Below are 20,940 nucleotides of genomic sequence, written 5' to 3'. Positions count from 1 at the left end.
TTACCAGGATGTGGCCTTGTCCTTGACCCCAAGTAATCAGGAATAACCGGCTTCATGTTGGTTGATCCTACCTACGCAATGCGGTTTACAGCAACAGACCGATGATACACGGTATGCAGGCAATATATCGCCAGGCTGGACGGGGATAATTCACACGCCCCTCCTTGAGAATTAACAGTTGCGTATAGAATGCGCAGGACAAGAGTGCGAGTCAATGATAAACTCTATTTTCTTTTTGGAAAATTACTATCTCAGTAGAGATTTAAGATGGTAAACTAATCTGGTAATTGAAATTATTTCGCCAAAAATAAGAGTACACCTACAAAAACACAACACTATTAATCACTCAATCATTAAATGGAAAATAAGGGTATTTTAATAATGAAGAAGAAATTAACATCTTTGCTAATGGCTTCTGCGCTATTAACTGGCTGCCAGTCTTTCATCTCTAAACCAACAAAAAAAGACATAATGCATAGTTATGCATGGAACGTAAACTACGTAAGCAATATGGATGTTTTTTATGATAAAAAAGTTTCACCTAATGTGAAAAATATTTTTGATGATTATAACTACTACTGGGGGTTTACATCCGACAATAATCCTAAAAACCTTTCCAGAATGAACCTCGATCCTATTATAAAATATAATTATCCAGTTGGCATGGCTGCTGAGGAATGGGCTTTTAACCACATTCTTATATGGGTCCCAAAAGAAATGGCAACTTCAAAAGAACAATCCCGATTAGTTGCCGAAAAAATATTAGATAAGGCAATAAAAAAGACTTGGCCTGACATGCAATTTAACAGAATGTCAGAGATGAATGGTGGCCCATTAAATACTTTTACACTTGGGCTGGCTGGAAACTCCTCACGCATTAGCACTTATTTTATTTGGGATAGAGATATTAGCTGCAAAACAAATCGATTTACAAACCAGAAAAAACCGAACGCATGTCTTTTTTATATTTCATTTAAGGGCTCAACAGGGCTGGTTAATACCCCAAAGTTTATCGGTTCGGGTTCATCTGAAAGTTACATTATTGATCCCTCTTTCATTTCCATTGATATTACTGACAATTTAAAGCCTAATGCATCTGAAGAACGAGACCGTCGAGCTTTAATACAGAAGCTAAGCAATAATCTCCCATCATGGATGTTTATATACTTGGCACCCAACGAAAAAAACTCATTGCCTGCAGTAATGATCCAAAGTGGAAAATCTTACTTTTATATAACTGAAAATCGATAACATTTTACCCTACAACTGACGCGCAGCGAAGGTCTGTACGTAGCTTTGTCTGCTATCTACTAAAATCTCCTAAGTTAATTATTCGCCTACCGCACTTTGTTCAATGCCTGCAAGTCTATCTTGCAGGCCCATTACCTCTGGCATATTAAAGAAACCAAACACGCTTTCAAAAGGCTTTTCCGTAAATGAGTTCTTCAGCCAGATTGAGCAAACCGGCTTTGTGTTTGAAGACGGGATTGGTAGTATGAAGCATGAGAGTTAACTCGTGTTTTGTATAAGGATTCGACACCCATATCAAAACCGGTAACTCTCAACCTTTCAAGACCATATGTCAGATCAAGTCGCGACTAATACAAATTAGGATGGATATTTATCAACATCAATAAATCATCATATATTTACGCTAGAGAATCGCCAAGAATACAACCAGAATCTAAAACGTAATGTATAGCGCGATCTTCCCATTAGAACGCTCTGAAACATTACAGTGCATGATCGATATGTAGAGCACACGCCTCCAGCAGTTTATCTGCTAAAATCTATGAACCCCACATATCCAAGAGAAGCAATATCTCATTTGCTATCTGTGCGACGCGAATAGCACTCAATTCCCTTTATTTGAAGTTAGTGCTGAGACTAACATCCTTCCAGCGTTTTAGCTCTGCTGCAAATTGTTCGTGCTTTTCCTGTGTGCGCCGGAATGCATCAGGCCCAAGTACGAGATGGAGAGGCGGTTCGCTGGCCTCTACCACATGGATGATAGCATCCGCGGCTCGAGCTGGATCCCCAGCCTGTTCTCCAGCCATCTTCTCAAGATAAGCTAGCGCTTTTCCTGCTGTCTCAGCATAGTCACCTATGGTTAAAGGTCTGATACGAATCGAATGCTCTGAAAGGAAATCAGTACGAAATGCTCCGGGCTCGACTAATGTGAGCTTAATTCCAAGCGGACCAATTTCCTGGGCAAGACTTTGCGACATTCCTTCTACGGCGAACTTGGCCGCTGCGTAGTAACCAGAACCTGCAGAAGGAGCTAATCCTGCGATTGAAGTTATGTTAACAATATGGCCGGATTTCTGTTGTCGAAGATAAGGCAATACCGCCTGGACTACGCGGCGAGTACCGTGGAAATTGACATCGAACAGATGCTCAATCTCGTTTTCAGAGGCTTCTTCTACCGATCCGAGCAAGCCATATCCTGCATTATTAACGACTACATCCAACCGCCCTGTAATGTTCACTGCACATTTGATGATCTCAGGAATCGATGCAGCGTAAGTGATATCCATAGGCAATACATTTAAACGGCCAGTTTCGTCTGTGATCGATGTGGTTCCGTCGCGCGTCGTACCGATAACAGTATCGCCTTTAGCCAGTGCAGCTTCGGCAAGCGCCTTGCCAAATCCCCGAGAGATGCCAGTAATAAACCAAGTTTTCGATGCCATGAGCAGACTCCAGTCAATCCAGTTTGGACAAACCACTAACGACGCTCAAACTCAAGCACTCGCCGGTGGTGTTTCGGTGATTGCATCCCTAATGAGCACTTCGAAGGGAGTGCCTCAAAAGCGATGTGATATAAAAAAGTATTCCCTGCGCTGACCAGTGTTAACGATGATTTGATTGTTCATGATCTGAGTTCCTTGCAGCCAGGGAGTAGACGTTATCGATTTGCGAGTCAGATCATACCGCCATTAGCGCGCAAAACCTGTCCGTTAATCCAGGTTACATCCGACGCGTTACTTCCGCACCGCCAAAAATGAGCCCCTGAACCATGGGGCGGCTCATGAAGACGGCAGGAAAAATTTGCTCAGGCTTACTTGCCGCCTCAAGGCGCTCCAGTTGTTCATAACTTAGCGTTACGGAGAGCGCATCGAGATTATCTTCGAGCTGGGCGACAGTGCGTGCGCCGATAATCGGTGACGCGACGACAGGATTGACGAGTGTCCATGCAAGTGCGACCTGCGCCGATGTCGCGCCAGTCTCGCTGGCGATGTCGCGAACAGTCTCAGCAATAGTTAGTGAACGCTCAGTGAGATTACCCGAAGAAGCGTTAACACCCTTTCGCGAACCCGAAACGCCGGTCTCGTCCTGTTGCAGGAGGTCAGCACGTGCGTACTTCCCTGTGAGGACTCCGCCGCCGAGTGGAGACCATGGCGTTACACCAAGCCCCAGGGCCTGCGCCATGGGAAGTAATTCGTGTTCGACAGTGCGCTGGATAAGGCTGTATTCGACTTCAAGTGCCACAAATGGTGCCCAGCCACGCAGGTCCGCCAACGTCTGCATCTGCGCGATACGCCAGGCGGGTGTGTTTGAAATGCCGATGTAAACGACTTTACCACTGCGAACGAGATCATCGAGCGCGCGCATTACTTCATCCGGTGCGGTGGTGAAATCCCAGCCATGGAGGTAGAGCAGTTCAATACGATCTGTGTCAAGTTGACGCAAACTGTCCTCAACCGAGCGGATAATATTGAGACGATGGTTTCCACCTGAGTTGGGATTGCCTGGCTCGCGCGCCATAGTGAACTTAGTCGCGACCACGATCCGATCGCGCTTGCCCTTCATGAAGGCACCCACAAATCGCTCGGACGTACCATTGGTATAATTGACTGAAGTGTCGACGAAGTTGCCACCTTGATCCACATACAAGTCGAACATACGACGCGACTCGTCAATATCAGCCCCCCACCCCCAATCGGCGCCAAAGGTCATTGTCCCGAGCGACAGCGGCGAGACACGCAGACCGGAGCGCCCGAGAAGACGATATGAGTCAAGCTTAAGAGAAGTGGTCATTATAAGGTTCCTTCGGTTCTGCACGCCGATACCTGTCGGTCGCTAAGGACGCGCTCCAGTTCTTTCAGGCAAGTCTCAAAAATCCCCGAGCGTACCCACTCCGCAACGGGAGCGATGTCGCCATCCACATCAAAATCCGCTGACCAGGCGACAAATGAGGAGTTGTCTTCGCTAACCGGATGGACCGTAAGCGTTGCGGTGTAGTCGATAACAGGGACATCACCGCTGATGACATCGTAAACGATGCGCCGGTCTCGGTCAGAAAGCTCAAGAAGCCGTTCCTGAATAACATTTCCTCCGGTCACGGTATTCGTTCGGACAGCACCGACCTGGCTGGCAGTTGCTCCGCTGCTTAGCACGCAACTTTCGACAAATGGGAACCAAACTGGCAGCCCCTCAAAATCACGGATAATGGCCCAGACACTGTCTGCCGGAGCAGTGATTATCTTGCTGTAATACACGCGAGTCATTCGATCCCCTTGGTCTATCATGGCTTATGGACTTGTTATCGAATGGTAGAGAGAATAAATAATTCGGTCTATGCTGCATAAATCAAATTATCTATTCGACTGGAACACATAATGAGACGAGCAGAGTACGCGCGATTACGGGCATTCATGGCAGTTGCAGAACAAGGAAACTTTGCTCGTGCCGCCGGTGAACTTCGTCTGTCGCCTTCGACCCTAAGCCAGGTTATCCAGGATCTGGAGAAGGAATTGGGCTCACGTCTGTTTCACCGAACCACTCGCAGCGTCTCACTAACAGAGGGAGGCTCGCGATTATTGGCGAAACTGAAGCCAGCGATGGCGGCCCTGGACGAAGCGCTGGAGGAAGCCCAGGGAGCAGACGAAAGACCATATGGAACTGTCCGCCTTCATATTCCTCACGCCGCTCTGGAGCAGTATCTTCTCCCCTTGTTAGGCGAGTTTCACACTAACTACCCCCACATCGTTCTTGATATTTCAGCCAGCGATGCACCTGTCAATATCGTTCAAGAGGGTTTTGATGTCGGTGTCCGGTTAGGTGAATACCTGGAACCAAACATGGTGGCATCCCCACTTGGCGGGCAGATGCGCCAGTTGGCTGTAGCTTCTCCCGCATATATTGCTAAACACGGAACGCCCAAAGAACCGGCAGACTTACAGCAGCATCAATGCATCAATTGGCGCTGGCATCAACCAGGCGGTTATGGTCTGTATGAATGGGAGTTTATTAAAGAGGGCCATCGGGTAGCGGTTGCTGTCAATGGGCCACTTACCGTATCACATCGTTATGTAGGGCTGGCCGCTGCATTGCAGGGCGTCGGCATTACAATGTGGAATGAACGAATGTTAGCCCCCTATATTAAATCCGGTCAACTGATACCCGTTCTGGAAGACTGGTCTCCCCAGTTCCCTGGTTGGTATGTTTACTATCTGAAACAGCCGCATTCTCCAGCAGCAGTAAAGATCCTGGTCAGATTCCTCCGTGAGCGAGCGCCTGCGATGAGCGAAACGCTTCCACCGGGTGCCCACAGCCTTGCATAATTCGCTGAAATATTATGAATACATACTTCTGCAAGGTTAACGCTGCGATCGGTCACCCCAAGCGCAATGTTAATGGACGGATGACGTGCAAAAAAATCCGGCAAGGCGGCAATGAAAGCGCCGGGCAACCCCTTATCCTTTCAGTCGTCGTCAGGAGTCCGGAGAATCCGTCAACGCCTATCTCCAGTTAGTTACCGGTGCGGTTTGAGCCGTGGAACTGTAGATTCATCTACCGACACGCGGGCTGTTCTCGGTACAGTTTTAAAAATTACAGGTATAATCCCTCCCATTATTCAACGGATTTAGTAACCAAGATGACAAAACTCACCTTACAAGAGCAAATGCTGAAAGCTGGATTAGTGACCAGCAAAAAAATGACCAAGGTCCAAAAAACGGCTAAAAAATCACGCGTTCAGGCTCGTGAGGCTAGAGAGGCAGTGGCAGAAAATAAAAAAGCGCAGCTTGAACGTGATAAGCAACTAAGCCAGCAACAAAAACAAGCGGTTTTATCGAAAGAATATAAAGCCCAGGTTAAGCAACTCATTGAAATGAATAGAATCGTTGTGTCCAAAGGCGATATTGGTTTTAACTTCACCGATAATAATCTGATTAAAAAAATCAGGGTAGACGGGCTGACTCAAGCGCAATTGATTAGTGGTCGCCTCGCTATTGCGCGCGTAGAGATCGGCAACAACACGGAGAGTGAATATGCGATTATCCCGGCAAGCGTAGCCGACAAAATCGCGCAGCGCGATGCTAACAGTATTGTTGTGAACAACGCGCTGAGTCAGGAAGAGCAGGATGAAGAAGATCCGTACGCGGATTTTAAAGTACCCGATGATTTAATGTGGTAATTAACGGTAACAGATGTCTGGTTTTACGATTAAAACCATCTGAAGTAGATAAACGATTAAGTAGGCGGTAATGGCGATGAACGGAACGATCACAACCTGGTTTCAGGATAAAGGTTTTGGGTTTATTAAAGATGAAAATGGCGACAATCGCTATTTTCATGTGGTTAAGGTCGCGAATCCGGAACTGATCAAGAAAAATGCGTCGGTAACTTTCGAACCCACTACCAATAACAAAGGCTTATCCGCTTATGCGGTAAAAGTCTTGCCAGAAAGTAAATACATCTATATTGCTGGTGAACGTCTTAAGCTCACCTCGATCAAGTCTTATCTGGTGTACAGCGAAGAAGTCCCTGCCGATGCCCGTATTGATAAAGAAAATACCGTGTTATCGGTAGGCGCGCTGATGAATAGCATCAGGCCGCAAACCGCAGCTAAAGCCGGTGAAATGCGTTCGCTGAGAAAGCTGGCGATTACCACCTTCCAGGGCACAACGTTAATCTTCTCGGAAGATGAGATCGACGTGGAGGCCACGGTGAAGTTGCTTAAGCTAAAGTAGCCCGAACGGCGGCGGTGCTGAATTTCTGCGCATGTTAAGGAGCCTTTCGGCTCCTTTACGTTATCTGGCAGAAGGGAAATATTTGACAGGTTAAAAATTATTTCAGAGGACTGTTTTCCACGCAGCGGAATTCTGAACCCCATTCTGAATCTGGTTTGCTACTATTCCTAATGATAGTTAATGTATGCCCGGAACCACGCTCACCTCTCACTGATTTTTTCTTGCCCGACCGTGGCCCCTGTGGGTCTTTTTCAGGGGAGATATTGTAATAATCTGCGGAGTACCAGTCTTTTAGCCAATCTTTCCCATTACCCATCATGTCATAAAGGCCTAATGGATTGGGTGGGAAACTGCCAACGGGTTGTTTATCACTGGAAGAGGCGTAGTTACGATCTTTATCGTCATGAAAGTAATTTTTATTATCGGCGTTAGCAAACATAAATAATTTTCCACGACTACGTGCGGCATATTCCCACTGGGCTTCGGTGGGCAGATCCATATTACGGTGACTAACCTGTCCCAGCCAATTACAGTAAGCACGAGCATCTTTCCAGCTTACAGTTGCCGGATAGGCATTCCCCATATAAACTTTATCTGATTGAAAATCATGATCTTTATTGTTCATTGTCCATCTATAATAAAAGTTTTTCTCGCGCCCCTGAAAATCAAGCCAGCGATTAAACTCTCCCCAAGTAACCCGGTATTTTCCCATTCGAAAATCAGACAGCACAACCCGGTGCAGGGGCGTATCGGGGTCAGGATTAAAAGGGAGCTTCTCTCCGACAAGACGACCAAAATCTCCCATCTGAAACTCACCGCCCTGCACCATCAGCAGATTATCCAGCGAGGTTCTGACCAGAGTATCCTGGTCTGCTTTTTCCTTCTGCTCGTCGTGGCAACCGGGCAATGAGATAAGAACCAGTGCCGTTACGGTTATCTTAACCAGTGTCTCTTTTTTCACAACTTACCGTCCATGCTGGGTGGTGATGTAGCGTGTGCAACTGTGAATATACCTCAGAGGCACTTCTGTCAGTCTCCACTCAGACATATTCGGATGTCCGGCTGGCACAGCGGGCGCATCCGGCAGCCAGTCGTATATGGCATGCAGATTTTCTGCATAGTGACTGGGGGTAATGATGACTTTCTGCGCGCCGGGGACAAACATGCCGTCATAGCCATATTCCAGTGGTTCCTCACCCTGCCCGAGAAACGCCAGCACGCGCGCTTCATTCATCTTCCAGTCGTCTTTTTTACCAATATTTTTAGAAAGGTGCTGCATGACGTTTTCATGCTCACGCTTTGACTGTACCCAGCGCAGCACGTTCAGTATCGCCCGCTTACGGCTGGCAAAGGTGGTGCTACCTTCACACGCTTCTGCCCTGTGGCTGGCCGGGCTGGCTACTCCATCCCAGAAGCTAGTTTCAATCAGCGAGGCAATAACCGCCCCCTTACTTTCCGGTGGTGCGAATTTCATGCAGTCATCTTTGGCGAGAATATTCTCCATTAGTGCAACACGGGCTTCCTTGTCATCCCAGCCTTGTTTGAGTTCAGTTTTTAACGATATACCTGCATCAATTACTCGGTTAAGGCCGTACATTCCGACCAGTAATGGGATGGCGCAAAAATAGTTGTAATCATCTTCTGTCATAATCGCCATCAGCCGGGTGTAATCAGCATTGCGCAGCATATAGACAAGGCAGGGCATAAACTCGGTCATAATGGCCCGGCCATCCACTTCCAGCGTCACCGAGCCTTTCGCCCCCATGCCAGAACAAAGACCACCCTTAACCCGGATACGGACCTTACCGTCTTTCCAACTGAGTTCCACGCAGCCACTAACCCCCCACCCGGCCTGTGCAGCCACACCTGTTGCCACCTTCGCCAGCGTACTGAACTGCTCACTACCTCTTCCGTCCTTATCAGGATTCAGCCAGACCAGCTTTCCACCAAGGTTAGCCCCCGCTTCCGCCCCGGCAAACAGGCTCAGTTCCGCGCCGGATTTTGCGTCCTCCGCCGCTTTTGAAATATCCACCTGTCGCCAGTAGCCGGGAATACCTGTGGCAACCGCTTTGACCGGTAAGCCTTTAACCGTATCTCCGGAGAAACCCACCCCGGCTTCAATGCCCAGGCTGGCCCCGATAGTCCCCGACAGCGCCAGTTCAAAATCAAAACGCAACGTCCCTAGCACGCCGATACCTCCACCGGGTATTCTTTCCGGGTCAAGTGGGTAACAGATGCGCACCCCGGCATGGTCAGGCCAGTAAACTTTTGCCGTACTTTTTCCTTCTGCCAGTGCCATACTGGCGTAAGCACTCAGTTTACCGCTGACGGTGGCCGTGGGTTTTCTCTGGCGGGTACGAATATCATATTCGAACGGGTTCAGGCACCCTTTAAGCCCTGCGCCATATGTCCAGCGCAGCAGTTGTGCCTGACTGTCAAAAACCATATTACCGCTGCCGGATTCTGCGTGTTTTTTCAGGCTCTCGTTCAGTTCTTCTGCCCAGCAGGCAAGAACATCAACATGGTCATCAATCAGCTTCTGCTCCCATAAGGTCATGGAGGGCTTGATCTTAGCAAGCTGCGATTTCAGCTTGTCCATATCAACGGTCTGTCGCGTCCGGGTTACACCATCCTCTCCGGTATGGCTGACGGTAGTGATGAAACTCCGGGAATTCGTTTTTTTCTCACCGTCATTAAGCCGGTAGCGCCGCCAGTGGCTGCGAATTTTATCTGAGCGGACATAGGTGTATTTCCCGCCCCGGTATTCACTACCCCGGATTTCAATCAGTTCCGTAATACCAATGGCGCTTTTTTTCGCGTTTTCGTCCAGCAGCGTTGCCTGTACAAGCGCACTGGCAGGCGTCAGGTCAGCCAGTTCATGACGTAGTGCGATAACGGCTTCATCCAGCTTCTGGTACTCCTGTTTCAGCAGATACTGATAACGCTCCCGTTCTGTTAATCCGCCCCAGCCGATTTTCCCCGCCTCAGTGGTCAGGATTTCAATACGCTGCTGTGCATCCACGCGGGCGGCCAGTAAAAGAGAAAGCCGGTTATGCTCCTGCTCAAGCAGGTCTCCGTCGCATGCATCCAGTGAGATAATGGTTTCGCTGTCGGGATGAAAATAAAGGGTCGGGCTGGAAGAACAGTAGGCAATTGCATTCACCGGAACAACTTTGGTGTAGGTTGTCCAGGCATCACCTTCCTTTGTCGCTTTCACCGTCATTACAGTTCCCTGTATGTAATTATTAAACTTATTTCAGGAGTGGATTATAGGAGATATTTCTGACCGGAACAAAAGATTGTTATAAAAGCGGAATGTTCTCTGACATCGCCATCCGGGCATTTGGAGCCAATGTGTTAATGGCAGGTAATACCATTGTTTCATTTAGTATATTTTCTTAATGCTGTCTCCTCCCTTAAAAATACTTTTATTACTGACACAAAAAATAAAAAACATCATTTAAATTTATTATTAAGTCAGAGATAATGCAGTTTAAGATTTTGACCCGTTCCTTTCCGTGGCTTTATTTTTTCTTTTTAACTTTGAGTTTCAATTCAGTTAAAATATAATATTTAACAAATGACAACCGATCACCGTTGAACATAAAGTCCGGATTGATGAAGTAGTAGTTCTGAATCATGGTTTCCGAAAATTGCCCTGTAAATAATTCTGTGTATCTGCCATCTTATTAAAGGTGATCGCTCAGACGGTCACCGAACTCACTAAACCATCACGTCCTCACGCCACGGAACCAGGCCGGGGCCATTTTAATTTATTTATAAGCTCTCGCTTATTAATCAAGTCTCGCAAAAATTATTGCGTTTAATGCAATAATCTTTTGAGTAATTAACAATTTTTGTTCAATAAAGCAGGCCTATACTGATTGGGACGCAAAATTAACCAACGCAAAAGGTGGAACAGATGAAAGTATTTTTAACCGGCGCCGCCGGCTTTATTGGGGGTTCTATTGCGGAGGGTCTGGTACGCGCAGGCCATGATGTCACCGGGTTGGTGCGTAAACAGGAGCAAGCGGAAGCGCTGGCAAAACTGGGCATTCCTGCCGTGGTGGGCACGCTGGACGATGCCAGCCTACTTACCCGGCAAGCAAAACAGGCGGATGCGGTCATTAACGCCGCAAGCAGCGACCATTTTGAAGCCGTCAAAACGCTGGTCGAAGCATTGGCTGGCAGTAATAAAGTCTTTTTGCATACCAGTGGTTCCAGCATCGTAGGCGATGCCTCTGGAGGCCATGCCAGCGATATAATCTACAGTGAAGGCCATCTCCCGGAACCCACCGAGGATAAAGCGGCACGCGTGGCGATCGATAATTATGTGCTGGAGAGCGCCAACAAAGGCGTGCGCTCAGCGGTTCTCTGTAACACGCTAATTTATGGTCACCCGCGCGCACTGCCGCGTGACAGCGTGCAATTGCCTCGCTTGTTAAAACAAGCACAAAAAAGCGGCGTGGTTCGCCATGTCGGCCCCGGCGAGAACATCTGGTCAAATGTGCATATTGATGATGTGGTGGCGCTTTATCTACTGGCGCTTGAAAACACCCCGGCGGGAACTTTCTACTTTGTGGAAAGCGGTGAAGCGTCGTTTCGCGATATGAGTGCCGCTATCGCGCAAGCCCTTAATCTGGGGGAACCGCAAGATTGGCCGCTGGAAGAGGCAATTAAGGAGTGGGGTTACGAAATGGCCTCTTATGGCCTGGGCTCTAACAGCCGGGTACGCGGTAAAAATGCTTATTCATTGCTGGGATGGCAACCTCAACGTCGCTCCGTTATTGACTGGATCCGCCATGAGATGATGAGTTAAGCCTATTGCTGTTTATCAACATTCCATACGCTACTGCTGCGCCTTTAATACCAAAGTATCGGGATGTGGGCGACGCGGTGCGTATGATAATCGCTTTAACCCACAAAATAAGCGTCAGTCCGCGCGCGGAGGCATCGGATATTATCTGCATACTCTTTGACCATGACATGATAGAATAAAGCTCATTCATTGAAAGGTTAATCATCATGTCTTTTATCGATTACACAATGAAATTAATCGGTAGCACTTCGACAACCACTGTCACCTGCCCCCTTTGTCGTTTTAAGTCCTCGCAACCGCTCTCCAAAATTCGTCTCAAGCAGGCCATGCTTTGCCCCGGCTGTAAGGCTTTGTTTGTTGCACCACGTTGATCCCTAAAGCCTATTCGGACATAAATTATCTGTTCTATATTTAAGCAATATATCCGCAGCTGTTAAATCCCTGATGCCTTACGCCCATCCTGAGAGAACGTTTCTGAACTGATTTCTCAACTGCTCCTGCGCGCGAATGTCGCCTTAGAGCAATCCTATGAAAATGAATTTTAAGAAGTGGCTTACCGGCACCGATCCGTCGCCGCCAGCACTAGAATTTCTGCCGTTTCCGGACAACGAGCCGGTGGTTGAAAATAGCCTTAAAAGCGAGCTGTTTTCAACGCCGCAGATGGAGCGCTACGGTCAAAAGCTGGCACGCTCGCATAAATTATCTTCTGACAGACTGCCTTATTACCTTCTCAAACGTCTTGATAACAATGAGGCGGTAATTACGCAAAATTGCTACGTACTCAATGCAGGTAAAAAAGCCAGCATCATGCCAGCAGGAGAGTGGTTGCTGGATAATTACTACCTTATTGAAGAGCAAATCCGCATCGTCCGCCAGCACTTGCCGAAAAACTTCGGCAAAGGTCTTCCGGCGTTGACCGCGCCGCATCATTGTCCACGCATTTATGATATTGCTGCCGAAGCAATTGCTCACGGCGACGGACGCTGGGACGCGGTCAGTCTGACCAACTATATCACCGCCTATCAACAGGAAACGTCGCTCACATTAGGAGAAGTATGGGCTTTACCCGGTATGCTACGTCTCGCCTTGATTGAGAACCTGCGTCGGGTCAGTATCGAGGTGGTAAAAGCCCAACAAGAGCGCAATCTGGCCGATAGCTGGGTAACGCGAATTTTCGAATGTGCAGAGAGCGCCCCCGCCGACTTGATCATGGTAATCGCCGATATGGCCCGCTCTCGCCCTCCGCTAAGCAGCGCATTTGTCGCGGAACTGGTACGCCGTCTGCAAGGGCGCGGCAATATGCTGATGCTGCCACTGACTTGGGTTGAACAACATCTTACTGAACAGGGCGTCACAATCGATGCGCTCATTCATCTTTTCAATCAACAACTGGCCGCCAGCCAGCTTTCGGTCAGCAATAGTATTGCCGGTTTACGTTTACTGAGTGAAACAAACTGGGCGGACTTCGCTGAAGCGATGAGCGTGGTGGAACAAACGTTACGCCTGGATCCGGCCGGCATCTATCCTCTGATGCAATTTGATACCCGAGACCACTATCGCCATGTCATTGAGATTTTGGCCCGTGATAGTCGCTTCAGCGAACCAGATGTCGCCCACCGCGTACTGGCACACTCCAGGGAAGCCGCGTCTGATACCCCAGGACGCCATATCGGTTATTACCTGATGGGTGAAGGCCGTCAGCAACTGGAAATACAACTGTCGGCGGATACCTCACGGCTCATCCGCCTGCGGCACAATTTCAACCAAGTTCCATTACTTTCCTGGCTTGGCAGCCTAAGTTTACTGACCACGGCAACAACGGCAGGCATAGTACAGGCAACAGCGCGGCATGGGATTGACTGGCTGCTGATACTTCTTGCCATCCCGCTAATTGTAGTGGTCAGCCAACTGGTCAGCGACCTGCTGAGCGAGGCCACTACCCGTTTCCGCACTCCGCGACCGTTGCCGCGTATGGATTTTTCTGCCGGAATCCCAGAAGAATCCGCCACCATGGTCGTCATTCCGTGTTTGCTGACCAGCAGCACAGGCATGAGCAAACTCCTCACCAGTCTTGAGGTCTGTTGGTTAGGCAACCAGAGCGAAAACCTCTATTTTGCCCTGCTAACCGACTTCGCTGACTCAGCCCATGAAAACTCCCCGGAAAATAGCGCCCTGCTCGATCAGGCGATCAAACAGACACAGGATCTCAATCGGCGTTACTCAGCCAGCCATCCGCGCTTTTATCTACTCCATCGAGCCCCCGAATGGAATTCACCACAAAGTGTCTGGATGGGTTACGAACGCAAACGCGGCAAACTGGCACTGCTAAATAGCTGGTTACGCCAGCCCGCGAAGCAGTTTTCCAACATGACGGGTATTGATGATCCCCGGTTACCTGTGCGGATTAAATATGTCATCACGCTGGATAGCGATACCGTGCTGCCGCGCGATACGGCGCATAAGCTGGTTGCGACCATGGCACATCCATTGAACCGACCAGAGTATGATCCCATACGTCAGCGAGTGGTCAAAGGATATGGGATTTTACAGCCAGGGTTAGCCGAGGAAATCCCGCGTCAGGGACAAGGGCGTTATGCCGCCATGCGTAGCAGCGTACCGGGTAATAATCCTTATTCGATGATGTCTTCAGATATCTACCAAGATCTTTTTAGCGAAGGATCATTCGTCGGTAAAGGGATTTATGATGTCGATATTTTTATTCAGGCGACAAAAAATACCTGTCCTGAAAATCTGGTACTCAGCCATGACTTACTGGAAGGATGTTATGTCCGATCGGGGTTACTGAGCGAAGTCTTACTTTACGAACAATACCCGAATAACTATCTGTCGGACGTCGCGCGGCGCACGCGCTGGATCCGTGGCGACTGGCAGTTGCTTAACTGGCTCAAACTCCGCGTAAGAAAAGCAGATGGCACGCACGCCAGAAATCCATTATCCGCTCTTTCTTATTGGAAGTTATTCGATAATTTGCGACGCAGTCTGGTCGCGCCCTCGTTGCTGATACTGCTATTTTGTGCATTACTCTGGCTACCGAATCCGCTTTACTGGCTAAGCGTACTGGTGCTGGTATGGCTATTGCCAGCAGCCTTAACTCTCACCCACGATCTTTTCAATAAACCTGCTCGCCGTCCGGTTAGACAACACCTATTTCTGGTTGCTGCCGCCACACTTAAGCGGCTCTCCCGGGTTGGACTGAATTTTGTTACCTTGCCGCACGAGGCCGGTTATTCTCTGTACGCCATTGCCGTGACGCTGTGGCGTCTGGGGTTCAGCAAGCGTAACCTCAGCCAATGGGCCAGTTATAGCCCGGACAATGAACAGACAAAAAACTCACCCATCCGCTTTTACCGGGCGATGTGGCTGAATGTGGTCAGCGGCGTGGCATTAACGGTTTTAACCGCGCATTTTACACCGCTGTTCTCGGTAATCGCTCTGCCAGTCAGTATCATATGGTGTCTGGCACCGATGCTACTGAGTTGGATGAGCCGCCCGCCGGTCAATAACGCGTTTTCACCCAATAAAGAACAGAAATTGCTGTTACGTCAGACCAGTCGAGAAATTTGGGCATTTTTTGAAACTTTTGCCACCGCCAAAGAAAACTGGCTTCCGCCTGATAATTACCAGGAAATACCGCACCAAGTCATCGCACATCGAACCTCCCCTACTAACATTGGCCTCTCACTGATGGCTAACCTTACCGCCTGGGATTTTGGCTACCTTCCGCTGGGCGAAGTGTTACAGCGCATCACCCTTACCCTGGATTCGCTGGATAAAATGGAGCACTTCCGGGGGCATTTATATAACTGGTATGACACCCGTACCTGTGCCCCACTCAGCCCACGCTATGTCTCAAGTGTCGATAGCGGCAATATGGCCGGTCATTTACTAACACTACGTGAAGGGCTGTCTGCCATGCGCAATCAGCCGATATTAAATTCAGTCCAAGTGTTAGCCGGGCTGGATGATACGTTGGGCATCCTGGAGCAGCACTGGGGTCAGAACGTCCCTACGGCTCTACGGCAACTGCGCAAACAGTGTATCAATGCCACTTCGCTGCTTCCGGCACGACTATTGACTGAGCTAAAAAGTATGCGCGCTCAAAGCAATCATCTGCATGCGTTGTGCGATCGCGAAGACAGCCTGGTTCTGCGCTGGATCGGGCATTTGCAACATCAGTTGGTCCTGCTGTGCCACGAATGGTCGTCTCTGCTTGGCTGGTTAACGCCAGCGTTTGATGCGCAGCAATTACCCTCACTGAACGAGCTGGCCCGGTCAACATATATCGGCAAAGGAACGCCTCCGGCATCAACGATCGCACTGGCACGCTTGCGGCTCGACATTATCACCGAACTGGAACAGCGGCTGAATGAACATGCACGAATGGATTTCACCTTCCTGTACAGCAAAGCGACCCATCTACTCAATATCGGCTACAACTGCGACAGTAATACACTCGATAAAAGTCACTACGACCTGTTGCCATCGGAAATTCGCCTGACCAGTTTCCTCGCTATTGCGTCTAACCAATTGCCGCTCAAAAGCTGGTACGCGCTGGGGAGGCTGTTTACTACCATTGATAATGAAACCGCCCTGATGTCGTGGAGCGGTTCAATGTTTGAATATCTGATGCCGAATCTGGTAATGCCGACTTGGCCCGGTAGCCTGCTTGACAAAATGAGTCAGTCCGCGGTAGCTCGCCAGATTCGCTGGGGCAGAGAACGTGGGGTGCCATGGGGGGTTTCAGAGTCAGGCTACTACGCTTTTGATGTTCAGCAACATTACCAATATCAAGCATTTGGCGTTCCCGGCCTTGGCCTTCGTCGGGGGTTGGCTGATGATATGGTAGTCGCTCCTTACGCCACTCTGCTCGCGTTGATGGTTTCACCACAGAAAGCCTGTGACAATCTCCTCAAGCTGGAAAAAAACGGTGCACGCGGCGAGTACGGTTTCTATGAAGCGCTGGACTATACGCCGTCACGCCTCGCCAGCGGACAATTATATGCGGTAGTGCAATCATGGATGGCACACCATCAGGGTATGGCATTTCAGGCGCTGGCACATACGCTGCTTAATGCCCCAATGGCAGATCGGTTCATGGCGAATCCCGCTTTCCAATCGGCGAGCCTGCTATTACAGGAACGAGTACCGGATGCCGTCGATCTTTACAGCCCGCGTCGTCATTTTGAGTCTCATGAAGGCAGAGTAAAACCGGTTCGCTATGAACCGCGTATTTTCACCGCAGCAGATAGCCCGGCACCAGAGGTTCAATTGCTGTCCAATGGTCATTATCACCTGATGCTGACTCATACTGGCGGCGGTTACAGCCGCTGGAACGGCCTCGCTCTCACACGCTGGCATAGCGATACCACCCGTGATAACTGGGGAGCATTCTGCTATATCAGCGATCCGCAAACCGGCGAAGTATGGAGCAATAGCTGGCAATCTGCAGGTGATACCAGCAGCAACGACCAAGTGATCTTCAACGATGCCGGGGCCGAGTTTAAACGTACCTGTGGTACGCTCAACGTCAGAACACAAGTCGTGGTATCGCCGGAAGATAATATTGAACTACGCAGGATCACCTTGACGCATCGCGGTCGCCAGCCACGCACCATAAAATTGACAACTTGCGCTGAGGTGGTGCTGGCACCTGCCGCTAGCGATTTAGCGCATCCGGCGTTCAGCAATTTATTTATCCAGACCGAGCTGGTACCTGCCCTTGATGCCATTTTATGCCACCGACGCCCGCGCGCGCCGGACGAACAAAATCCCTGGTTGTTTCACATGATGATCGTGCATGGCGACCATCAGCAGCGCGCCTCGTTTGACACCGATCGGGCGCAATTTCTTGGTCGTGGCAGGAGCACCGTCGAGGCGCTAACGACCAGTGAAAGCAGCGCACTCAGCAACACAGCAGGCTCGGTACTGGATCCGATGCTGGCGATACAACAATCTATCACCCTGCGCCCCGGGCAAGCGGTCACTATTGATATCGTTTATGGTATCAGCGAAAGCCGATCGCTTAGCCTGGCGCTGCTGGAAAAATATCGCGATCGCCCGATCGCCGACCGTGTCTTTGAGCTGGCCTGGTCACACAGTCAAGTGGTATTACGGCAAATTAACGCCAACGAGGATGATGCAGGGCTATTTAACCGCCTTGCCAGTGCGATCCTTTACCCCAGTCAGGAGCTACGCGCTGACAGTCGAATAATCAGCCGTAACCGGCGCGGTCAGTCCGGCCTGTGGGGCTGGGCCATTTCTGGTGATCTACCGATTGTGCTGCTCAGTGTCACCAGCGAGGAGAGTATCCTGTCGATTACCACGCTGATTCAGGCGCACCGATACTGGCGGCTGAAAGGATTGATGGTGGATTTAGTGATCCTGAATGATAGCCCTGGCGGCTACCAGCAGACGCTACAAAATCAAATTATGGATCTGATTTATGCCGGGTCTGAAGCCAGCTTGTTGGATAAATCAGGCGGAATTTTTGTCCGTAATGGCGAACATCTTTCCGCTGAAGATAAGCTACTTTTGATGAGCGTGGCGCACCTGTGCCTTGATGACCGCGCAGGCGGCCTTAATGAACAACTGACTCAGCGCACTCATGCATTAAAAACGTCGCCAAAACCCTTTGTCCCCCACATCAAGACAGAGATGAATCAGCACACGCCCTGGTCACCGGATACCGGTCAGCTACTGCATTTCAATGGGCTCGGCGGTTTTTCTCAGGATGGCCGCGAGTATCAAATACTGCTCAGGGAAAACCAGCCGACTCCCGCCCCTTGGTCAAATGTGTTGGCAAATCCCGGTTTCGGTAGCGTGTTGTCTGAAGCGGGACAGGCTTATAGTTGGTATGAAAATGCCCATGAATATCGGTTAACACCGTGGGAAAACGATCCGCTCAGTGACCGCAGCGGAGAAGCGTTTTATCTACGCGACGAAGAGAGCGGAGCGTGCTGGTCGCCAACCACCTTGCCGCTGCGAGGTGAGGGCGACTATTTGTCCCGTCATGGTTTCGGTTACAGTGTGTTTGCCCACCGCGAAAGCGGTATAGACAGCGAGCTGACAGTGCTGGTCGCCGAGCAGGCACCGGTTAAACTCGCCATTCTAACGCTCAGTAACAACTCCGGGCGTACGCGTAGATTGTCTGTCACGGGCTATGTCGAGTGGACACTCGGTGAATCACGCACAAAATCTGCCCTCCACGTTGTCACGCAAGCGGTCAACATCGCGGGTGGTTGCGGTGTGATGGCCAACAACTTTTACGATAGTAACGGTTCCGCTCGCACCGCATTTTTTGCCGTCACCGGCTCTCACTGTTCGCTGACGGGTGACCGGCGCGAGTTTCTCGGTCGCAATGGTTCTCTGCAAAAACCAGCCGCGATGGCGTTACGCCAATTGTCGGATAAAACCGGGGCCGGTCTCGATCCCTGTGGTGCGATACAGTCAGCGGCCACTTTGATTGATGGCGATCAGAAGACATTTATTTTTGTTCTCGGCGTTGGCGAAGACCCGGCGCAGGCCCAAGCCACCCTCACCCACTATCTGAACGAAGAGGCCGCCCGCGAAGAGCTAAACCATGTGCACCGCTACTGGCACCACATGCTCGATCTCATTGTGGTCAATACACCTGATACCTCGGTTAATTTACTGGTGAATGGCTGGTTGCTGTACCAAACGATGGCTTGCCGTCTTATGGCGCGTAGCGGTTACTACCAATCCGGCGGCGCGTTTGGTTTTCGCGATCAGTTGCAGGACTCGCTGGCGCTGAGCCATGCCATGCCGGAACGCCTGCGAGAACAGATAGTACTGTGTGCCTCACGGCAGTTTATTGAGGGCGACGTACAGCACTGGTGGCACCCACCTCATGGCAACGGTGTACGCACGCGCTGCTCGGATGACTATCTCTGGCTCCCGCTGGCCGTTTGTCACTATGTCGAAACCACTGGCGACACCGGCGTGCTGGAACAGCGCATACCCTATCTGGAGGGGCGTCTGCTCCAGACCGGGGAGGAATCGGTTTACGATACCCCAATTGCCAGCGCCATTGAAGAAACGCTCTGGCTGCACTGTGTGAAAGCCATTCAGCATGGTTTGAGGTTCGGGCGGCATGGTCTGCCACTGATGGGCGCAGGCGACTGGAATGATGGGATGAACCGGGTCGGTATTGAAGGTAAAGGCGAAAGCGTCTGGCTGGGTTTCTTTCTGTACGACATTTTACAGCGCTTCGCAGACCTTGCCGAACAACATCAAGACGGCAAAACAGCGACGCTGTGCCGCACGGAAGCGCTAAGTTTACAGAAAAACCTTGAAGCCTCCGCGTGGGACGGTGAATGGTACCGACGTGGATATTTTGACGGAGGTGAACCTTTGGGGTCTAAAGGGTCACAGGATTGTCAGATTGATGCCATTGCACAAAGCTGGTCTGTGCTATCCGGCGCCGTCAGCCAGACGCGTAGCGCACAGGCTATGCAGGCACTGGATGCGCACTTGGTAGAAGACGATGCCGGGTTAATTAAACTCTTAACGCCACCGTTCAATGGTCACGGGCCGAATCCGGGCTACATCCAGGGATATTTGCCAGGCGTGCGGGAAAACGGTGGGCAGTATACGCATGGGGCTATTTGGGCGGTAATGGCTTTTGCACGCATGGGTAATACAGAACGCGCCTGGCAATTATGGTCGATGCTCAACCCGATAAACCACGCGCTGAGCGCCCATGATGTGGCACGATATAAAGTGGAACCTTATGTGATGAGCGCGGATATCTACAGTGTCGCTCCGCATATCGGACGTGGCGGCTGGAGTTGGTATACCGGTTCCGCCGGTTGGGCATACCGCCTGCTGACAGAGGAGTTACTGGGAATTAAGCGTTACGGTACGACCTTCGCCATACATGCGCAGTTGCCTCATGATTGGCCCTCGCTTGGTATAACCTGGCAACAAGGTAACAGCCAGTATCACATCACCATCTCGCGTAATTGTGGAGAATATCAGGTAGCATTGGATGGCGTAATACTGCCAGATGACCGAATTCCACTGCTTGATGACGGACAAAACCATACGGTTACTATTATTCAGAACTAACAGGCGGTCAAACTGCGTATTAACGCCTGACGTTAA

General features: G+C 50.0%; 12 protein-coding genes. 7 read left to right on the top strand and 5 right to left on the bottom strand.

Going from position 1 to position 20,940, the window contains the following annotated elements; genetic code table 11:
- Positions 1 to 381 precede the first annotated feature (381 nt).
- Positions 382 to 1,251: a hypothetical protein gene (locus PMPD1_RS10155; protein ID WP_173633925.1), complete on the top strand. Its 870-nt coding sequence runs from the start codon at positions 382 to 384 to the stop codon at positions 1,249 to 1,251.
- A gap of 614 nt (positions 1,252 to 1,865) precedes the next feature.
- Here PMPD1_RS10155 and PMPD1_RS10150 read toward each other — a convergent pair.
- The 3 genes from PMPD1_RS10150 to PMPD1_RS10140 all read right to left on the bottom strand — a co-directional run bounded on the left by PMPD1_RS10150 (position 1,866) and on the right by PMPD1_RS10140 (position 4,511).
- Complete coding sequence (locus PMPD1_RS10150) at positions 1,866 to 2,693, bottom strand: oxidoreductase (RefSeq protein WP_173633924.1); 828 nt, start codon at positions 2,691 to 2,693, stop codon at positions 1,866 to 1,868.
- Between the two features lie 277 nt (positions 2,694 to 2,970).
- Positions 2,971 to 4,041: an aldo/keto reductase gene (locus PMPD1_RS10145; RefSeq protein WP_173633923.1), complete on the bottom strand. Its 1,071-nt coding sequence runs from the start codon at positions 4,039 to 4,041 to the stop codon at positions 2,971 to 2,973.
- Positions 4,041 to 4,511 carry an SRPBCC family protein gene (locus tag PMPD1_RS10140; RefSeq protein ID WP_173633922.1) on the bottom strand — a complete coding sequence of 157 codons (471 nt, stop codon included), beginning with the start codon at positions 4,509 to 4,511 and terminating at the stop codon, positions 4,041 to 4,043. The genes PMPD1_RS10145 and PMPD1_RS10140 overlap by 1 nt, the downstream gene beginning before the upstream one ends.
- Positions 4,512 to 4,622: 111 nt before the next feature.
- Here PMPD1_RS10140 and PMPD1_RS10135 point away from each other — a divergent pair, with 111 nt between their 5' ends.
- The 3 genes from PMPD1_RS10135 (at position 4,623) to PMPD1_RS10125 (ending at position 6,977) form a co-directional block, all read left to right on the top strand.
- Entirely contained in the window at positions 4,623 to 5,567 is a 945-nt protein-coding gene (locus PMPD1_RS10135) for a LysR family transcriptional regulator (RefSeq protein ID WP_173633921.1), read from the top strand.
- A 314-nt stretch (positions 5,568 to 5,881) separates the two neighbouring features.
- Positions 5,882 to 6,421, top strand: a complete 540-nt coding sequence (locus PMPD1_RS10130; protein WP_173633920.1) for a DUF2058 domain-containing protein — start codon at positions 5,882 to 5,884, stop codon at positions 6,419 to 6,421.
- A 70-nt stretch (positions 6,422 to 6,491) separates the two neighbouring features.
- A complete protein-coding gene (locus PMPD1_RS10125; protein WP_173633919.1) occupies positions 6,492 to 6,977 on the top strand; it encodes a cold-shock protein in 486 nt (161 codons plus the stop codon).
- A 97-nt stretch (positions 6,978 to 7,074) separates the two neighbouring features.
- On the opposite strand, the gene PMPD1_RS10120 is transcribed toward PMPD1_RS10125, so the two are convergent.
- Together PMPD1_RS10120 and PMPD1_RS10115 are read right to left on the bottom strand one after the other, a co-directional pair.
- Positions 7,075 to 7,938, bottom strand: coding sequence for a formylglycine-generating enzyme family protein (locus PMPD1_RS10120; protein ID WP_354292850.1), 864 nt, complete (start codon positions 7,936 to 7,938; stop codon positions 7,075 to 7,077).
- A 3-nt stretch (positions 7,939 to 7,941) separates the two neighbouring features.
- Positions 7,942 to 10,200 carry a hypothetical protein gene (locus PMPD1_RS10115; RefSeq protein ID WP_173633918.1) on the bottom strand — a complete coding sequence of 753 codons (2,259 nt, stop codon included), beginning with the start codon at positions 10,198 to 10,200 and terminating at the stop codon, positions 7,942 to 7,944.
- Positions 10,201 to 10,899: 699 nt separating this feature from the next.
- Here PMPD1_RS10115 and PMPD1_RS10110 point away from each other — a divergent pair.
- The 3 genes from PMPD1_RS10110 to PMPD1_RS10105 all read left to right on the top strand — a co-directional run bounded on the left by PMPD1_RS10110 (position 10,900) and on the right by PMPD1_RS10105 (position 20,904).
- Complete coding sequence (locus PMPD1_RS10110) at positions 10,900 to 11,796, top strand: NAD-dependent epimerase/dehydratase family protein (protein WP_173633917.1); 897 nt, start codon at positions 10,900 to 10,902, stop codon at positions 11,794 to 11,796.
- A 206-nt stretch (positions 11,797 to 12,002) separates the two neighbouring features.
- Positions 12,003 to 12,167: a YnfU family zinc-binding protein gene (locus PMPD1_RS22710; protein WP_354292848.1), complete on the top strand. Its 165-nt coding sequence runs from the start codon at positions 12,003 to 12,005 to the stop codon at positions 12,165 to 12,167.
- 157 nt (positions 12,168 to 12,324) lie between these two features.
- Entirely contained in the window at positions 12,325 to 20,904 is an 8,580-nt protein-coding gene (locus PMPD1_RS10105) for a GH36-type glycosyl hydrolase domain-containing protein (protein WP_173633916.1), read from the top strand.
- Positions 20,905 to 20,940: the final 36 nt, after the last annotated feature.

Source organism: Paramixta manurensis (genome assembly GCF_013285385.1).
Classification (GTDB): domain Bacteria; phylum Pseudomonadota; class Gammaproteobacteria; order Enterobacterales; family Enterobacteriaceae; genus Paramixta; species Paramixta manurensis.
This window is presented reverse-complemented; position numbering and strand designations above follow the sequence as displayed.